This window comes from Novosphingobium aquiterrae, from assembly GCF_042434435.1.
In the GTDB taxonomy this organism is placed as follows: Bacteria; Pseudomonadota; Alphaproteobacteria; order Sphingomonadales; family Sphingomonadaceae; genus Novosphingobium; species Novosphingobium aquiterrae.
On the sequence record NZ_JBHLTL010000011.1, the window covers coordinates 450,794 to 467,991 of the forward strand.

The following is a 17,198-nucleotide window of genomic DNA, read 5'->3' on the forward strand; positions in this document are numbered from 1 at the left end:
TTTCCGCTGCCCCGCAGCGCGTGGACGGCTATGGGATGGGTATGCGCCCCGACCGGCTCAATCCCCTGTTCGTTGCCGCCGACAGTCTGAAAGGCGTTGGGCCGGGGCTGGCCCGCCCGCTGGAGCGGCTGGGCCTGACCCGGGTGCGCGACTTTCTCTACCACTTGCCCGACCGTTTTGTGCAGCGCCGCGCCGTGGCCAACCTCGACGAGGCGAGTGTCGGCGAGAACATCGTCGTCGCGCTGACCCCGGTCGAATACCGCGCCAGCACCGGGCGCGGGCCGCTCCGCGTGCTGGCGAGCGATGCCGCCGGCAATGTCTGCGCGATCAGTTATTTTGGGCGGGCGTCGTACAGCGGCAAGAAGCAATTGCCGCTGGGCGAAACGCGCTGGATTGCCGGTCGGCTCGACCAGTACGGACAGATGTTGCAGATCGTTCATCCCGACCACGTGACCGAGGAAAGCGGTGCGGCGCTCGGCCAGCTGGTCGAACCTGTCTATCCGCTGTCCGAGGGCCTGACCCAGGGGCGGCTGGCGGCGCTGATCCACCAGGCCGTGGCCGGTGTGCCCGAACTGCCGGAATGGATCGAACCGGGCCTGTTCGACAAGATGAAATTGCCGGCCTGGCGCGATGCGCTGGAGCTGGCGCACAAGGGAGAGCACGGCCCGGCGCGCGACCGGCTGGCCTATGACGAGCTGCTGGCGAACAGCCTGGCCTTGATGCTGGTGCGCAATGCCAACCGCGCGCGGCACGGCACGCCGCTGGCGGGGGACGGCCACCTGCGCGCCCGCATCGACCTGCCCTTTGCCCTGACCGGGGCGCAGACGCGCTCGATTGCCGAAATCGAGGCTGATCTGGCTCAGCAGGCACCGATGTTGCGCCTGCTGCAGGGCGATGTCGGGTCGGGCAAGACCGTGGTGGCGCTGGAGGCCATGCTGATCGCGGTGGAGGCAGGGGCACAGGCCGCCATGCTGGCACCGACCGAAATTCTCGCCCGCCAGCATTTTGAAACGCTCAAACGCATGGCCACGGGCACCGGCGTGGAAATCGCCCTGCTGACTGGCCGCGACAAGGGCCGCGCACGTGAAGCGACTTTGATGGGGCTGCATGATGGTTCGATCCCGATCGTGGTCGGCACCCATGCGATCTTTCAGGACGCGGTGCAGTATCGCAACCTGGCGCTGGTGGTGATCGACGAGCAGCACCGCTTCGGCGTCGGTCAGCGGCTGATGCTGGCGCAAAAAGGCAAGCGCACCCCGCATTGCCTGGCGATGACCGCAACCCCGATTCCGCGCACGCTGACCCTCGCGCAATACGGCGAGATGGACGTCTCCAGGCTCGACGAGATGCCGCCCGGACGCCAGCCGATCGACACGCGTGTGGTTGCGGTCGAGCGCATGGCCGACGTGATCGCCGGGGTCGAACGCCACCTTGCCACCGGGCAGCAGGCCTATTGGGTCTGCCCGATGGTGCGCGAACTGGAGAGCGAGGACCTGGCCGCGGCCGAGGCGCGCTATGCCGAACTGAAGCTGCGTTTCGGCGATGACGTTGTGCTGGTCCACGGCCAGTTGCGGCCCGAGGCAAAGGACGCGGCGATGGAGCGCTTTGCCAGCGGCGGTGCGAAGCTGCTGGTTGCAACCACGGTGATCGAGGTCGGGGTCGACGTGCCCAACGCGACGCTGATGGTGATCGAACAGGCCGAACGCTTCGGGCTGGCCCAGCTCCACCAGCTGCGCGGCCGGGTCGGGCGGGGCGCTGCGGCGAGCACCTGCCTGCTGCTGCGCTCGGGCGCGTTGTCGGAGACCGCCAAGCGGCGGCTGGCGCTGATGCGCGAAACCCAGGACGGCTTTCGCATCGCCGAGGAGGATCTGGACTTGCGCGGCGGCGGCGAATTGCTCGGCACGCGGCAGTCGGGGGATACCCCGTTCCGGGTTGCCAACCTCGAGCAGATCCGGCGACTCCTGCCTCTGGCCCATGACGATGCGCGGCTGCTGATCGAGCGAGACGGCGGCCTGACCGGGGAACGCGGCAGCGCAGCTCGTCTCCTGCTTTACCTGTTCGAAAGGGATTGGGGCGTCCAATTGCTGCGCGGAGGATGAGCCCGGTGACCGAAACGAAGATCAGGCTGCTGGTAAGCGATGTCGATGGCACCATGGTCCGCCATGACAAATCGCTACCCGAGGAGAACGTTGCGGCGATCCGCGACTTGCGCGCCCGCGGTCTGCCCGTCGCGCTGATTTCGGCGCGCCCGCCGGAGGGGATCGTCGGCATCGCGTCGCGGCTTGGCCTCAAAGGGCCGCTTGGCGCCTTCAACGGCGGCATCATATTCGAGGCCGAAGGCCGGGAGCTGGTGACGCACCGCGTGCCCCAGGTGACGGCACGGGCGCTGATGGACATCTACGCCCGCCCAAAGGTTACCACCTGGCTGTTTGCCGGCGGTGCCTGGTTGACCAGTGACATCGAAAATCACCGCACCCCGCGGGAAATAATTTCTTCGGGTTTGCAGCCGCGTGCATTGGCAGACTTTGCGCCATGGCTGGGCCAGGTCGACAAGGTCGTCGCGGTTTGCGACGATGACGATGTGATGGACGTGATCGAGAAGATCGCCCGCGAGATGGCCGGGGTGACGGCAACGGTGGTACGCTCGCAGGACTATTATCTCGATGCCACCGCGCCCCAGGCCAACAAGGGCGACGGGGTAGCCAAGCTGGCCGAGCTTTATGGCGTGCCGCTCGATGCAGTTGCGGTAATCGGCGACCAGGCCAACGATATCGCGATGTTCCGCCGGGCCGGGCTGGCGATCGCGATGGGGCAGGCCAAGCCTGCGGTGCAGGCCGCGGCGCATCTGATTGCCGCGAGCAACGAGGGTGCTGGCGTGGCCGACGCCATTGCGCGGTTCATTTTACCGCGACTTTGACGAATAGGTGGATTTGGTCGGGGAAAGAGGATTCGAACCTCCGGCCCCTGCCTCCCGAAGACAGTGCTCTACCAGGCTGAGCTATTCCCCGACCGATCCAGGGTACCCGCCGAATTGCTTCATGGGGTGCCCGAGGCAGGAGCGCGCCTATAGAGAGCGATTCCGCGGGTGGCAAGCGGGCAATCTCGCGGCTAGGGTCATTTCATGGCCACTGCTGCGATTCCCGCTGATTCCCTCCAGGCACCGCATTGGGAATGGCAATATCTCGACCTGATGCGCCGCATCTGGGAGCATGGGGACAAACGGATCGACCGGACCGGGGTGGGCACGCGCGCGGTGTTCGGGGCGCAGATCCGCTTCGATCTGGCCGGCGGGGCCATGCCGCTGATCACCACCAAGCGGGTCTATTGGAAGACCGCGGTGCGCGAGTTCCTGTGGTTCCTGACCGGAGAGACCAACATCCGCCCGCTGGTGCTGCAAGGCGTCAAGATCTGGAACGAATGGCCCCACGCCAATTACGTCAAGGCGACGGGCGAGGCGATCGCGCTGGACGATTTTGTCGCGCGGATTGCCGAGGACGCTGCGTTCGCTGCGCGATGGGGCGATCTTGGTCCAGTTTACGGCAAGCAATGGGTCGACTGGCCCACCTACGAGCCGGCGGGCGAGGGGCTGTTCCGCGCAGGGCCGGGGATCAACCAGGTTGCCCAGGTCGTGCACAGCTTGCGCACCAACCCCGGCAGCCGACGCCACATCGTTGAAGGCTGGAATGTGGCCGAACTCGATCAGATGGCCTTGCCGCCGTGTCACAAGACCTACCAGTTTGGCGTGACGGATGGCCGGCTGAACTGTCTGCTTTATCAGCGCAGCTGCGATGTCGCGCTTGGCCTGCCGTTCAACCTGATAGGCGCGGCGCTGTTCACCCACATGCTGGCGCAGCAGTGCGATCTTGCGCCGGGCGAGCTGGTGTGGATGGGCGGCGATACGCACCTCTACCTCAACCACGCTGACTTGGTCGAAGCCCAACTGGCGCGCACGCCGCAAGGCTCAGCCCGGCTGGAATTGCAGCGCCGGCCGGGGAGCATTTGCGAATACCGGTTCGAGGACTTCGTCATGCACGACTACGCCCCCCAGGCGCCGCTCAGCGCGCCGGTCGCGGTCTAGTTGACGGCATGGCAAGTCTGAAATAATATGTCGCCAGTCTAAAATATGCTTCCAATGGTGCGCAGGGTGCCGGGGAAGCGGGAGAGCGCGATATGGCCGATCGGCCTGCCACTCACGATACCGCCCGCGGCAACCTGCCGCCGCTGTCGCTACACGTGCCGGAGCCGCCGTTCCGCCCCGGCGATCCGGTCGATTACTCCTATCTGACGATCCCCCCCGCCGGGGCCCAGCCGCGCCCGGACGAGGCCTGCGCGGCGAGCGAAACCCATCCGCTGTGCCACGACCTGATTCGCGTGCTGGGCGACCATCACCGCGCGGTCGGTCCGTGGGATCCCAAGCTCGATCCCGAAACCCTGCGCCGTATCTTGCGCACCATGGCGCTGACCCGCGCCTTCGATGACCGGATGTACCGCGGCCAGCGCCAGGGCAAGACCAGCTTCTACATGAAGTGCACCGGGGAAGAGGCGACCAGCGTTGCTTCGGCTTTCGCCCTGGCCGACGACGACATGGTGTTCCCCAGCTATCGCCAGCAGGGCATCCTGATCGCCCGCGGCTATCCGCTGACCGAGATGATCAACCAGATCTATTCGAACCGCGCCGACAAGCTCAAGGGCCGGCAGCTGCCGATCATGTATTCGAGCCGCGAGCACAGCTTCTTCACCATCAGCGGCAACCTGGCGACGCAGTATCCGCAGGCCGCCGGCTGGGCCATGGCCAGCGCAATCAAGGGCGACACCCGCATCGCCGCAACTTGGATCGGCGAAGGCTCCAGCGCCGAAGGCGATGCCCACGCCGCCTTCACCTTCGCCACGGTGTTCAACGCCCCGTGCGTGTTTAACGTGGTCAACAACCAGTGGGCGATCAGCAGTTTTTCCGGCTTTGCCGGGGGTGAGCGCGCGACCTTTGCGGCCAAGGCGGTCGGCTATGGCATTGCCGGCCTGCGGGTCGACGGCAACGATGCGCTGGCGGTCTATGCCGCGATGCGCTGGGCCGCCAACCGCGCCCGCGCCAACAAGGGCCCGACCCTGATCGAGCACTTCACCTACCGCGCCGAGGGCCATTCGACCTCGGACGATCCCAGCGCCTACCGCTCTTCGCATGAGCGCGAGGAATGGCCGCTCGGCGATCCGATCACCCGGCTCAAACGCCACCTGATCGCGCTGGGCGAATGGAGCGAAGAACAGCACGAGGCGATGGACAAGGAGCAGATCGAGCAGGTCAAGGCCGCGACCAAGGAAGCCGAAAAGAACGGCATCCTCGGCCACGGACTGCACCATCCGTTCCACACCATGTTCGAGGACGTGTTCGAGGAACTGCCCTGGCATCTTGAGGAACAGGCCGAACAGGCGATCCGGGAGCGCCGGATCAAGTGGCCCACCTGGAAGGAGTACGAATGATGACGCTGGAAGAAGCGCCGCTTTCGCTGGCCAATGCTCCGACCAAGCGGCTCAACATGATCGAGGCGATCAACGACGCGCTCTCGGTGATGATGGAGCGCGATCCCAATGTCGTGATCTTCGGTGAGGATGTCGGCTATTTCGGCGGGGTGTTCCGGGCCACCGCCGGCCTGCAGAAAAAGTTCGGCAAGACCCGGGTGTTCGACACCCCGATCAACGAATGCGGGATCATCGGTGCGGCGGTGGGCATGGGGGCCTATGGCCTGCGCCCGGTCCCCGAAATCCAGTTCGCCGACTATATCTACCCGGGGCTCGACCAGCTGATCAGCGAGGCGGCGCGGATGCGCTATCGCTCGGCGGGCGAGTTTACCTCGCCGATCACCGTGCGCAGTCCGTTTGGCGGCGGGATCTTCGGCGGACAGACCCACAGCCAGAGCCCCGAGGCGCTGTTCACCCATGTCGCCGGGATCAAGACCGTGATCCCCAGTACCCCGCACGATGCCAAGGGCCTGCTGATCGCCGCGATCGAGGACAACGATCCGGTGATCTTCTTCGAACCCAAGCGGATCTACAACGGCCCGTTCAGCGGCAACTACGACAAGCCGGTCGAACCCTGGGCGCGGCACAGGGACAGCGAAGTCCCCGAAGGCTATTACCGCATCCCGCTGGGCAAGGCCCGCGTGGTGCGCGTGGGCGAGGCGATGACCGTGCTGGCCTATGGCACGATGATCCACGTCGCCGAAGCGGTGCTGGCCGACAAGGGCGTCGATGCCGAGATCATCGACCTGCGCACGCTGGTCCCGATCGACATCGAGACTGTGCAGAAGTCGGTGGAAAAGACCGGCAAATGCCTGATCATCCACGAAGCGACCCGCACCTGCGGCTATGGCGCAGAGCTGTCCGCGCTGGTCCAGGAACGCTGCTTCTATCACCTCGAAGCGCCGATCGAGCGCGTGACGGGCTTCGACACGCCCTATCCGCACAGCCTCGAATGGGCCTATTTCCCCGGACCGGTTCGCATCGGCGAGGCCGTCGACCGGCTACTCAAGGCATAACGACGATGGGCACATTCACCTTCAAGCTTCCCGATATCGGCGAAGGCATTGCCGAGGCCGAGATCGTCGCCTGGCACGTCAAGGTCGGCGACCGGATCGAGGAAGACGGCAAGATCGCCGATGTGATGACCGACAAGGCCACGGTCGAGATGGAAAGCCCGGTCTCGGGCACAGTGATAGAAGTGGCCGGCGCCGAAGGCGACATGATCGCGATCGGATCGCCCTTGGTGGTGATCGAGATCGAGGGCGACAGCGCAGCCGAAGAGGCTGTGGCCGAGCGGATCGAAGCGGAAACGCCCGATGCGGGGGATGTTGCGCGGGTTGAGGCTGCCATTGCGGATGAGCCAGCCGCACCTCCTCCGGTTCCGGTTCCGGTTGCGGCGCCGCAGCCAAAGTCTGAGCCCGCGCCCGCAGCACCGGTCGCGGCAAGTGCAACGGCCAAAGTCCTCGCCAGTCCCGCCGTCCGCGCGCGGGCCAGGGAACTGGGCGTCGACCTCGCCCAGGTGCGCCCGGCCGAGGATGGCCGCCTGCGCCACGCCGATCTCGACGCCTTCCTGTCCTATAACGCGGCCTATCGCGGTGCGGGCGGCAAGACGGCCGACCAGCAGATCAAGGTAATCGGCATGCGCCGCCGCATTGCCGAGAACATGGCCGCGTCCAAGCGCAACATCCCGCATTTCTCTTATGTCGAGGAATGCGACGTGACCGCGCTGGAAGAGCTGCGCGCGCAGCTCAACGCCGGTTACGGTGCCGAGCGGCCCAAGCTGACCATGCTGCCGCTGCTGATTGCCGCGATCTGCAAGACGCTGCCTGATTTTCCGATGCTTAACGCCCGGTATGATGATGAGGCCGGAGTAGTGACCCGCCACGGCGCGGTGCATCTGGGCATGGCGACCCAGACCGATGCCGGGCTGATGGTCCCGGTAATCCGCGACGCCCAGGACAAGAACCTGTGGCAACTGGCGAACGAGATCCGCCGTCTGGCCGAGGCCGCGCGCAGCGGCAGCGCCAAGAGCGATGAACTGTCGGGATCGACAATTACCATCACCTCACTCGGGCCTTTGGGCGGGGTAGCGACGACCCCGGTGATCAACCGCCCCGAAGTGGCGATTATCGGCCCGAACCGGATCGTCGAGCGTCCGATGTTCGTGCCCGACGGCATGGGCGGCGAACGCATCGCCAAGCGCAAGCTGATGAACATGTCGATCAGCTGCGATCACCGGGTGGTCGACGGCTGGGATGCGGCGAGCTTCGTCCAGGCGGTCAAGCGCCTGATTGAAAGTCCGGCGCTGCTTCTGGCCAACTAAGGAGGCGGACATGACGAAGGACCCGCGGATCGATGCCAAGATCGCCGAGGCCGCACCCTTCGCCCAGCCGATCCTGACGCACCTGCGTGCACTGGTCCATGCGACGTTTCCGGATGTCGAGGAAACGATAAAGTGGGGCATGCCGCACTTCATGCTGGGCGGAAAGAACATCGCCGGGATGGCCGCGTTCAAGGCGCATTGCGCGTTCATGATTCACGGGGACGGGCGGCAAGGCGACGCGATGGGGCAGTACGGCAAGATCGCCGCGCTGACCGACCTGCCGAGCGACGCTGAACTCGCCGAGAAACTGCGCGAGGCACGGACGCGGATCGACACTGCGGGTACGGCACTGAAGAAGAAGCCCGCCGCAACACGCCAAGCCAAGGCGGAACTTTCGGTCCCGCCAGAATTTCAGTCGGCGCTCGACGCTAATCCTGCAGCCCGGGCGACGCTGAATGGCTTCGCGCCGTCGCACCGCCGCGAATATGTCGAATGGGTTGCCGAGGCCAAGCGCCCAGAGACCCGCGACAAGCGGATTGCCCAGGCGGTCGAATGGCTCGCCCAGGGCAAGAAGCGCAACTGGAAGTACGAGAACTGCTAGGTCAGCGCACGATCGCGCTATAGGCGATCTGGCCAGAGCCTTGGGCGGCCAGGCTAGCCGGCACGCGCCAGCGCACATGGGTGACATCTTCCGGCGTGGCCGTGCGACTGCCAATGCGGAGCTGATCGAGATTGCCCCAGGTACGGCCACCGTCGACCGACACTTCGGCGTCCTCGCTTGCGCTGTCCTGATAGTAGACGGTGCGGGGCAGGGGATTGGTAACGACAAAGCCGCCGCTACCGGCCTGGCGCGTCCAGTTGAGCACATATACCACGCGGTCGCCGCGGCTCAGGCGCGCAGCAGGTTCGAGCAGGCGCCCGCGCTGCTGCGACGCGCGTTCGACGAAGACTGCGCTGTCCAGTGCAATGGCCGAGCGGGCCTCTGCCACGTTCGCCAGACTTGCTGCGGCAGCAACCCCGGCGACAAGCGCCAGACGGATCAGCTGGTGCGTGAGTTTCGGCAAGAGAAGGCCCCCGATTGCACCCTTGCGGGCGTTTCGCTGCCTTGTGCCGGGCAAGGGCAAAGATATGGTTAACGGTGCATTCGCATTGACATGCGCGGCGCGGCAGCGGTGCCAAACTGCCGCTCTTGCCTGGCAGTACGCAAAGTCGAAAAAGCCCGTCCTAACCCTGTTGACAGGGCCGGGATGCTGGCCTAGTGGCGCGGCTCCCAAGTGGCTGCGCGGGTGTAGCTCAGTTGGTTAGAGTGTCGGCCTGTCACGCCGAAGGTCGCGGGTTCGAGCCCCGTCACTCGCGCCACTTGGGAATTTCCCTCAGAACGCCGAACTGAATTCGATCGCCTTGTCGCCCGTCGGCAAGCTGACGATCATGCCGTCCTGCGCCAGCCTCAACATGCCGGAGAATTGCCTGGGCGCATCACCCAGAAACAGTGGTTCGATAAGCCTGGCCGGCGGTGCCGGGACCAGGTGATAGAGCACCAGCGCCTTGACCCCGGCCTCGCGCGCGGCACGCGCGGCATCTTCGGGGCTGGCATGGTAGTTCTGGATATCGTGCATGATCTGGGCATTGTTTGCCTGCCCGCGCTCTGCCAGCTTGCGGCCAAGGGCGGCGACCATGTTCTTGTTGAGCGCTTCGTGGAACATCAGGTCCGCGCCCTTTGCGGCACTGACGAAAGCGGGCGAATAGACCGTGTCGCCGCTTATCGCGATAGCCCGGCCCTTGTAGTCGATGCGGTAGCCGAAGGCCGGAGCGATCGGCGCGTGATTGACCCGGATCACCGTGATGCGCACGCCGCCCTGGTCAAAAACGACCTGGCTATCGACGCCGTCGGGCAGGGCAATGATCGAAGCCGCGCCGCCAAATCCGGCGGGGTTCACAACCTTGGGGCCGTGGTGGGCGACGCGGTAGCCGCTGTCGATGGCATAGGCAGCATCGAATCCGGCGACCACGCGGTCGGTCCCGGCCGGACCATAAATCGGCAGCGGCGCACTGCGCCCGCCCGCCACCCAGGCCTGAAGCAGAAGTTCGCCCAGACCGTCGATATGGTCGGAATGCAGATGGGTCAGGAACGCGGCCTGAAGTTTCGGCATGGGAAAGCCCATCCGTCCCAGCTTGCGGATTGAACCCGCGCCGGCGTCGAAAACAAAAGCCTGCTGGCCCGCCAGCACCGCGATGCAGGGGCCGGCGCGGCTGGCATCGGGCATCGGCGAGCCGCTCCCGCAGACATAGGCGTGGAGGCCGTCGGGCAGTTTCGTTGACGGGTCGACACCGACGGTGGCTTCCAGCGCGCGGTCGAACAGGCGCTGCGCTATCCAGGTACGGCCAATCAGCAGCACCGATCCCGCGACAAGCGCGATCACGGCAAGTCCGATGGCCCAGCTGCGCTTCATGACTCGTTCCCCCGTTCCGGCACCAAGGTTGCGCGCGGGCGCGGCTGTCGGCAAGAGCGGAATGGATGATCCTGCCGCCACCCCTTCGCGAAACGCTGGTCCGCGTCGCCGTGGCGATGGCTCCCGCGGCGGGGCCGTGGTGGATCATATCCAGCGCCGCAGTCGCGCTGCACGGCGCCGATCCCGGGCCGGTCGGCGATGTCGATGTGCTGATTGATCTGCGCGACGCCGAACACGTGCTGACTGCGCTGCATTTGCCGGTGAGGTCCGGGACCGGCAACGGCCTGTTCCGCTCCGCCGTATTTGCCAACTGGCACGGACCGCCGTTGCCGGTCGAGATTTTCGCCGGATTTCAGCTGTGTGAGGGTGGTGCCTGGCATGACATCGTTCCAGCATCGCGAGAGCAGGTGGCGGTCGACGAACACACGCTTTGGATCCCCTCCCGTGCCGAGCTTCAGGCGATGCTGCTGCGCTTTGGCCGCGAGAAGGACCGCGCCCGCGCGGCCGTGCTCAGCCCCAGCGACCCGTCTCCATCCAGATCAGGAAACGCCTGAGCGGGAGCAGCCAGACTACCCCGAGCAGGACATAGATCGGGGTCTGACCCAGCGCCGGCCACGATCCGATCATTGGCGCGATGTATCGCGCCACCAGCACGCCGTAGATCAGCAGCGCGGTCAGCAATGCAAGAATGCCCAGGGGAATGCGGATGGTCGGCTGCTGGCGCATCAGAAGGGTCCGTAAAAGCGGGTCGGGGTGACCACACCGCGCAGCGGCACGTCGTGGGGTTCGGTCGGCAGATGGTCTACCAGCTGGCAATCCCAGGCCAGGCCGATCGCCACGGTGTCCTGCTCCTCCGCCAGATAGCGATCGTAATGGCCGCCGCCCTGACCCAGCCGCAGCCCGCTGTCGGTAAAGCCCACCAGCGGCACGATAAGCACGTCGGGCGTGATTGGTTCGGCCGATTGGTCCGGCTGCAAGCCGCCCCACGGTGCCGGTTCAAGCTCGTCGTCGATGAACGGGTTGGACCAGGTCCGGAACTGCATCGGCGTGGCGCGATCGGCAAACCACGGCAGCGCAACCGTATGGCCCGCCTCATGAAACCAGCGCGCATAGCTGAGCGGGGAAGCCTCGGCGCCGACCGGGTGATAGACCCCGATCACCGCGTCCGAAGGAACCAGGTCCAGCAGGGGCGCCGGGGGGCGCAGGAACAGCAGGCTACGCATCGAGGCCGGAATTGCCGCTTCATGGTCGCGGCGCAATCGGCGCAAGTGGCTGCGCAGCGCTTGCTTGTCAGTCACGGATCGGCCTCATGCGGAAAGCTGGGTGACGGGACCACCATGGGCCGTTGCCGGGGAAATCCACTGACGCGTTCACGTCAGGTGGGAGCCATGTGTGCCAGACCAAGGTCCAACCAGGGACAGCCCCCATAGGATTGCTTATAGCCTCAGGGATGTTCTGTCGGTTCGTACCGGGCAGTACCCGTCGCAGCCTATGTAGGGCCTCGCGCTCTAAGCCTCAAGGGAAAGCGCGATTTTCTCCAGCCGGTCGGCAATTGCGTCAAGCTGATCGGCGCTCCGGTCCGGCGCTGTCATGCCTGCCGGGGCACGGTTTCCGCGGGCTTCGTGCAGTTCATCGGCCAGCAGCAGCGCCGCGAACAGCAGTTGCCGCGCCTCGCTGTGGCCGGTGCCCATCTGTTCGACCTTTTCGGCGATCGTCCGGCCCAGCGCGGCAACGTGCTGTTCCTCGCCCGCCGCGCAGGCAACGGTATAGGCCCGGCCGCCGATCTGCAGGGTAACGTCGCTCATCCCCGGATCACCCCTCTGCGCTTTCGATCAGCTGGTCGAGCTGGCTCAGCGAGTCCTGTACGACGGCGCGCAGACGGTCGTGGCGCGCTTGCAAATGCGCCAGTTCGGCCCCGTCGGCCAAGCCGTTGCTGCGCTGCGTGCCCGCCTCGATCCGGGCGAGCGCCGCCTCGATCCGCGCCATTGCGCGAGCGGTGCGATCCCCATCCATGTGCACGAGGTAACGCAAAAGCGCCGAACTGCAAAGCTATGCGCCTTGCTTTTCCCCCTTTTTGCCAAGCACTGTCGTGGAGCCGCGCTTGACGGAGCGCGGAGCCTCCGCAAAGGAGACGACGCACCGACTCGGTGCCACTCCAGCGATTTCTTCGGGAGCCTGTTTGATGAGCCCCTCTGCCGCGTCCGAAAGCACCGCAAGGCTGCCTGCCGATCGTTATGCGCCAATGGCCAACGCGATCCGCGCCCTGGCGATGGATGCGGTCCAGGCCGCCAATTCCGGGCATCCCGGCATGCCGATGGGCATGGCCGATGTTGCCACGGTCCTGTTTGCCGAGCAGCTGTCATTCGATCCCAAGGCACCGAAGTGGCCCGATCGCGATCGGTTCGTACTGTCCGCCGGGCACGGCTCGATGCTGCTTTACGCGCTGCTCTACCTGACCGGCTACGAAGCCCCGACGATCGACGACATCCGCAACTTCCGCCAGCTCCACAGCCCTTGCGCCGGGCATCCGGAAAACTTCGAGCTGGCCGGCGTCGAATGCACGACAGGTCCGCTGGGCCAGGGCCTGGCCATGGCGGTCGGCATGGCGATTGCCGAACGGCACCTCAACGCCGGCTTCGGCAACGACCTGGTCGATCACAACACCTGGGTGATCGCCGGCGATGGTTGCCTGATGGAAGGCATCAATCACGAAGCGATCGGCTTGGCGGGGACGCTGCGATTGGGCCACCTCAACGTGTTGTGGGACGACAACCACATCACCATCGATGGCGATACCGACCTGTCGACCTGCGAGGACATTCTCGGCCGCTATCAGGCCGCGGGCTGGCACACAGTCAGCTGCGACGGCCACCACTATGGCGAGATTTCGCGCGCGCTGGCCGAAGCCGCCGCCGATCCGCGCCCTTCGCTGGTCGCCTGCCGGACGATCATCGGCAAGGGCGCGCCCAACAAGCAGGGCAGCCACTCGGTCCACGGCAGCCCGCTTGGCGCCGACGAGATCGCCGCTACCCGTGAATTTCTCGGCTGGACTGCTGCCCCATTCGACGTGCCGGGCGCGATCCTTGCCGACTGGCGCAGTCTTAGCGCAAAAGGCGCCGAAACCCGTGCAAAGTGGGAAGCCCGCCTGGCCGCAAGCGCGCAAGGCGGCGAACTGACGCGGCGTATGGACGGCGGCCCGCCCTCGCAAAGCCAGGAAGTTGGTAGCTACATTTCGGCGCTCGCCGCCGACAAGCCCAAGGTCGCGACCCGCAAGTCGAGCGAAATGGCGCTTGAGGTGCTGACCGCGGCGATCCCCGAACTGGTCGGCGGATCGGCCGACCTGACCGGATCGAACCTGACCAAGACCAAGTCGACCCCGACCTTCAGCGCCAACGACTATGCCGGCCGCCACATCCACTACGGCATCCGCGAATTCGGCATGGCGGCGGCGATGAACGGGATGGCGCTGCACGGCGGGGTGATCCCCTATGGCGGGACCTTCCTGGTCTTCTCCGACTATTGCCGCAACGCGATCCGCATGTCGGCGATCCAGCACGCCCGCGTGATCTATGTCCTGACCCATGACAGCATCGGGCTGGGCGAGGACGGACCGACCCACCAGCCGATCGAGCACGTGATGAGCCTGCGGACCATTCCCGACCTGCTGGTATTCCGCCCCGCCGACGCGATCGAAACCGCCGAGGCCTGGACCATGGCGATTGCGCAGAAGGACCGGCCTTCGGTCCTTGCGCTGTCGCGCCAGAATCTGCCGGCAGTCCGCTTCGACACGGAATTCCGCAGTGCGAAGGGGGCGTACCGTCTCAAGGCGGCCGAGGCTGCGCGGCAGGTTATTCTGGTCGCGACCGGTTCGGAAGTCGAAATCGCCATGGCCAGTGCCGCCGCGCTCGAAGCCGAGGGGATTGGCGCCGATGTGGTCTCCGCGCCGTGCCTGGAACTGTTCGATGAACAGGATGCAGCCTACCGCGCCGATCTGCTGCCCGCGGACGTGCTCAAGGTCTCGATCGAGGCCGGGGTGACGCTGGGTTGGCAGAAGTACGTCGGCGACGGCCTGACCATCGGCATCGACCGCTTCGGCGCCTCGGCCCCCGCCGATCAACTCTACGATTATTTCGGCCTCACCGCCGGAAAGATCGTACCCCAAATCAAGGCCCGGCTGGGCCGCTAAGCAAGCAGGAGTTTCGACCATGGCAATCAAGGTTGCGATCAACGGTTTCGGGCGCATTGGGCGCAATGTGGCGCGCGCCATCCTGTCGCGCAGCGATCATGACCTTGAACTGGTAGCGATCAACGATCTCGCCTCGGCCAAGGCCAATGCCATGCTGTTCCAGCGTGACAGCGTCCACGGTGCGTTTGACGGCACGGTCGAAGTCGATGGCAACGATCTGATCATCAATGGCAAGCGCATCCACGTTTCGGCCGAGCGCGATCCCGCCAACCTGCCGCACAAGGCCAACGGCGTCGACATCGCGCTGGAATGCACCGGCTTCTTCACCGACCGCGCTTCGTGCGAAAAGCATATCGCGGCGGGTGCCAAGAAGGTGCTGATCTCTGCGCCGGGCAAGAGCGTCGATCTGACGGTGGTCTACGGCGTCAACCACGACAAGCTTGAAGCCGGGCACACCATTGTTTCGAACGCTTCGTGCACCACCAACTGCCTCGCCCCGTTCGCCAAGGTGCTGAACGACGCCATCGGGATCGAGCGCGGGCTGATGACCACGATCCACGCCTATACCAACGACCAGAAGATTCTCGACCAGATCCACGACGATCCGCGCCGTGCCCGCGCCGCGGGTATGTCGATGATCCCGACCACCACCGGTGCCGCGCGCGCGGTGGGCGAGGTTCTGCCCGAACTGAAGGGCAAGCTTGATGGCAGCGCGATCCGCGTGCCGACCCCCAATGTCTCGGTGGTCGACCTGACTTTCACGCCCAAGCGCGACACTACCAAAGAAGAGGTCAACCAGCTGCTGCAGGACGCCGCGAATGGCGCGCTCAAGGGCGTGCTGGGCTATTCGGACGAGCCGCTGGTGTCGATCGACTACAACGGCTGCGCCAATTCCAGCACGATCGACAGCCTTGAAACCGCGGTGATCGACGGCAAGCTGGTTCGCGTGCTGAGCTGGTACGACAACGAATGGGGCTTCTCCAACCGCATGGTCGACACCGCCGGTGCGATGGGCAAGCTGATCTGATGGCGACCGGGCGTCTTGCCGGGATCGCGCGGCATGACCGTCCGCGCGGACCGATCGAGACGCTCGACCATGTCGCGGTAACCGCCGCGGCGGGGGTGCAGGGCGACTTTCGCGGTGCAGTGCGCCCGGGCAAGTTGCCGCGCCGACAGGTTTCGCTGATCGAGGCGGAAAGCTGGAACGCGGCACTGGCCGAACTGGACCGCGCTGGCGATGCCGATCTGCCGTGGTGGAAACGCCGCGCCAATCTGCTGACCCAGGGGATCCGATTGCCACGGACGCCGGGTGCCGTGATAGCGATTGGCGCAGACCTGCGGATCGAAGTGACCACCGAATGCGATCCGTGCAGCCGCATGGAAACGGTGGCACCGGGCCTTAAGGCGGTGCTCACCCCGGACTGGCGCGGCGGCGTGCTGGGCCGGGTCATCGCCGATGGCGAAATCGCGCTGGGCGACGAAATAAGGATAGTGGAATGAGCCGGTTCAAGACGCTGGACGATCTAGGCGACGTATCGGGCAAGGTGGCGCTGGTTCGCGTCGACCTCAATCTGCCGATGCAGGATGGCGCGGTGACGGATGATACCCGCGTGCGCGCTGCGGCCCCGACCATTCTCGAATTGGCCGGCAAGGGTGCCAAGGTCCTGCTGCTCGCCCACTTCGGCCGGCCCAAGGGCGAACGCGTTTCAACCATGTCGGTGTCGATGACGCTCGATGCGGTGCAGGCCGTGCTGCAAGAAGAGGTCATGTTCATTCCCGAGGTTGCCGGGCCGGTCGTGGCCCAGGCGGTCGGCATCCTCCAGCCGGGCGACATCGCGCTGCTGGAAAACACCCGCTTCTGGAAAGGCGAGGAAGCCAACGACCCGGAATTTGCCAAGGTTATTGCCGCCAACGGCGATTTCTATGTCAACGATGCCTTTTCGGCGGCGCACCGCGCCCATGCCAGCACCGAAGGCCTGGCGCACCTGCTCCCCGCCTATGCCGGGCGGTCGATGGAAGCCGAATTGATCGCGCTCGACAAGGCCCTGGGCAACCCGGTCAAGCCGGTCGCGGCGGTGGTCGGCGGAGCCAAGGTTTCGTCCAAGCTCGACGTGCTGACCCACCTGGTCACCCGGGTCGATCACCTGATCATCGGCGGGGGCATGGCCAACACCTTCTTGGCGGCACGCGGCGTCGATGTCGGCAAGTCGCTGTGCGAGCACGATCTGACCGGCACGGCCGAAGAGATCATGGCCGCCGCCGACAAGGCCGGCTGCACCGTGCACCTGCCCTATGACGTGGTAGTGGCGAAGGAATTCGCCGCCAATCCGTCCAGCCTGCGCACCTGCAACGTGCACGAGGTCGCCGCCGACGAGATGATCCTCGACATTGGCCCGCAAGCGGCCGAAGCGCTGGCCGACGTGCTCAAGACCTGCCGCACGCTGGTCTGGAACGGCCCGCTCGGCGCGTTCGAGATGGCCCCGTTCGACGCTGCGACCGTGGCGCTGGCGCGCAGTGCTGCGGCGCTGACCGCGGAAGGCGCGCTGGTTTCGGTCGCCGGCGGTGGCGATACCGTCTCGGCGCTCAACCACGCCGGGGTTGCAGGCGATTTCTCCTACATTTCAACCGCTGGCGGGGCCTTCCTCGAATGGATGGAAGGTAAGGAACTGCCTGGCGTAGTGGCGCTAGAACGCAGCTGATCCGGCGCTTGCAGGGGCACGCCTTC

Annotated in this window: 18 protein-coding genes and 2 tRNA genes; 13 read left to right on the top strand and 7 right to left on the bottom strand. The window is 65.7% G+C overall.

Annotation, left to right across the window (positions count from 1 at the left end; genetic code table 11):
- The first annotated feature begins 41 nt into the window (after positions 1-41).
- Positions 42-2,099, top strand: a complete 2,058-nt coding sequence (gene recG / locus ACFFF7_RS15655) for an ATP-dependent DNA helicase RecG (protein WP_379482374.1) — start codon at positions 42-44, stop codon at positions 2,097-2,099.
- A gap of 5 nt (positions 2,100-2,104) precedes the next feature.
- Complete coding sequence (locus ACFFF7_RS15660; RefSeq protein ID WP_379482269.1) at positions 2,105-2,917, top strand: HAD family hydrolase; 813 nt, start codon at positions 2,105-2,107, stop codon at positions 2,915-2,917.
- A gap of 14 nt (positions 2,918-2,931) precedes the next feature.
- Here the strand turns inward: ACFFF7_RS15660 and ACFFF7_RS15665 are convergent.
- Positions 2,932-3,008 (bottom strand) — tRNA-Pro (locus tag ACFFF7_RS15665).
- A 113-nt stretch (positions 3,009-3,121) separates the two neighbouring features.
- On the opposite strand from ACFFF7_RS15665, the gene thyA reads away from it, so the two are divergent.
- The 5 genes from thyA (at position 3,122) to ACFFF7_RS15690 (ending at position 8,438) form a co-directional block, all read left to right on the top strand.
- On the top strand, positions 3,122-4,078 hold the full coding sequence (gene thyA, locus ACFFF7_RS15670) for a thymidylate synthase (RefSeq protein WP_379482270.1): 957 nt from the start codon (positions 3,122-3,124) through the stop codon (positions 4,076-4,078).
- Between the two features lie 92 nt (positions 4,079-4,170).
- On the top strand, positions 4,171-5,475 hold the full coding sequence (locus ACFFF7_RS15675) for a 3-methyl-2-oxobutanoate dehydrogenase (2-methylpropanoyl-transferring) subunit alpha (protein WP_379482271.1): 1,305 nt from the start codon (positions 4,171-4,173) through the stop codon (positions 5,473-5,475).
- Complete coding sequence (locus ACFFF7_RS15680) at positions 5,475-6,530, top strand: alpha-ketoacid dehydrogenase subunit beta (RefSeq protein ID WP_379482375.1); 1,056 nt, start codon at positions 5,475-5,477, stop codon at positions 6,528-6,530. Before ACFFF7_RS15675 ends, ACFFF7_RS15680 begins: the two co-directional genes overlap by 1 nt.
- Before the next feature lie 5 nt (positions 6,531-6,535).
- Positions 6,536-7,837, top strand: coding sequence for a dihydrolipoamide acetyltransferase family protein (locus ACFFF7_RS15685; RefSeq protein WP_379482272.1), 1,302 nt, complete (start codon positions 6,536-6,538; stop codon positions 7,835-7,837).
- Between the two features lie 10 nt (positions 7,838-7,847).
- Positions 7,848-8,438 (top strand): YdeI/OmpD-associated family protein, encoded by a 591-nt coding sequence (locus tag ACFFF7_RS15690; protein ID WP_379482273.1) that lies wholly within the window; start codon positions 7,848-7,850, stop codon positions 8,436-8,438.
- Between the two features lies 1 nt (position 8,439).
- Here ACFFF7_RS15690 and ACFFF7_RS15695 read toward each other — a convergent pair whose 3' ends face one another.
- Positions 8,440-8,901 (bottom strand): hypothetical protein, encoded by a 462-nt coding sequence (locus ACFFF7_RS15695; RefSeq protein ID WP_379482274.1) that lies wholly within the window; start codon positions 8,899-8,901, stop codon positions 8,440-8,442.
- A gap of 218 nt (positions 8,902-9,119) precedes the next feature.
- Here ACFFF7_RS15695 and ACFFF7_RS15700 point away from each other — a divergent pair.
- Positions 9,120-9,196, top strand: a tRNA-Asp gene (locus tag ACFFF7_RS15700).
- A 14-nt stretch (positions 9,197-9,210) separates the two neighbouring features.
- On the opposite strand, the gene ACFFF7_RS15705 is transcribed toward ACFFF7_RS15700, so the two are convergent.
- A complete protein-coding gene (locus ACFFF7_RS15705; RefSeq protein ID WP_379482275.1) occupies positions 9,211-10,287 on the bottom strand; it encodes an MBL fold metallo-hydrolase in 1,077 nt (358 codons plus the stop codon).
- A 65-nt stretch (positions 10,288-10,352) separates the two neighbouring features.
- On the opposite strand from ACFFF7_RS15705, the gene ACFFF7_RS15710 reads away from it, so the two are divergent.
- Positions 10,353-10,841 (top strand): hypothetical protein, encoded by a 489-nt coding sequence (locus ACFFF7_RS15710; protein WP_379482276.1) that lies wholly within the window; start codon positions 10,353-10,355, stop codon positions 10,839-10,841.
- Here the strand turns inward: ACFFF7_RS15710 and ACFFF7_RS15715 are convergent.
- The 4 genes from ACFFF7_RS15715 to ACFFF7_RS15730 form a co-directional block, all read right to left on the bottom strand.
- Positions 10,798-11,013: a DUF2842 domain-containing protein gene (locus tag ACFFF7_RS15715; protein ID WP_379482277.1), complete on the bottom strand. Its 216-nt coding sequence runs from the start codon at positions 11,011-11,013 to the stop codon at positions 10,798-10,800. The two genes, ACFFF7_RS15710 and ACFFF7_RS15715, sit on opposite strands and share 44 nt — an antisense overlap.
- A complete protein-coding gene (locus ACFFF7_RS15720) occupies positions 11,013-11,585 on the bottom strand; it encodes a 5-formyltetrahydrofolate cyclo-ligase (protein WP_379482278.1) in 573 nt (190 codons plus the stop codon). The genes ACFFF7_RS15715 and ACFFF7_RS15720 overlap by 1 nt, the downstream gene beginning before the upstream one ends.
- A 210-nt stretch (positions 11,586-11,795) precedes the next feature.
- Complete coding sequence (gene zapA / locus ACFFF7_RS15725; protein ID WP_379482279.1) at positions 11,796-12,092, bottom strand: cell division protein ZapA; 297 nt, start codon at positions 12,090-12,092, stop codon at positions 11,796-11,798.
- Between the two features lie 7 nt (positions 12,093-12,099).
- Positions 12,100-12,300, bottom strand: a complete 201-nt coding sequence (locus tag ACFFF7_RS15730; protein WP_379482280.1) for a hypothetical protein — start codon at positions 12,298-12,300, stop codon at positions 12,100-12,102.
- 169 nt (positions 12,301-12,469) lie between these two features.
- Here ACFFF7_RS15730 and tkt point away from each other — a divergent pair, with 169 nt between their 5' ends.
- The 4 genes from tkt to ACFFF7_RS15750 are packed head-to-tail and all read left to right on the top strand — an operon-like array spanning position 12,470 to position 17,172.
- On the top strand, positions 12,470-14,473 hold the full coding sequence (gene tkt, locus ACFFF7_RS15735; protein ID WP_379482281.1) for a transketolase: 2,004 nt from the start codon (positions 12,470-12,472) through the stop codon (positions 14,471-14,473).
- Between the two features lie 19 nt (positions 14,474-14,492).
- Complete coding sequence (gene gap / locus ACFFF7_RS15740) at positions 14,493-15,500, top strand: type I glyceraldehyde-3-phosphate dehydrogenase (protein ID WP_379482282.1); 1,008 nt, start codon at positions 14,493-14,495, stop codon at positions 15,498-15,500.
- The gene (locus ACFFF7_RS15745) at positions 15,500-15,973 is read left to right on the top strand and encodes an MOSC domain-containing protein (RefSeq protein ID WP_379482283.1); all 474 of its coding nucleotides are present in this window, start codon (positions 15,500-15,502) and stop codon (positions 15,971-15,973) included. Before gap ends, ACFFF7_RS15745 begins: the two co-directional genes overlap by 1 nt.
- The gene (locus ACFFF7_RS15750; protein ID WP_379482284.1) at positions 15,970-17,172 is read left to right on the top strand and encodes a phosphoglycerate kinase; all 1,203 of its coding nucleotides are present in this window, start codon (positions 15,970-15,972) and stop codon (positions 17,170-17,172) included. The genes ACFFF7_RS15745 and ACFFF7_RS15750 overlap by 4 nt, the downstream gene beginning before the upstream one ends.
- The last annotated feature ends 26 nt before the right edge of the window (positions 17,173-17,198 follow it).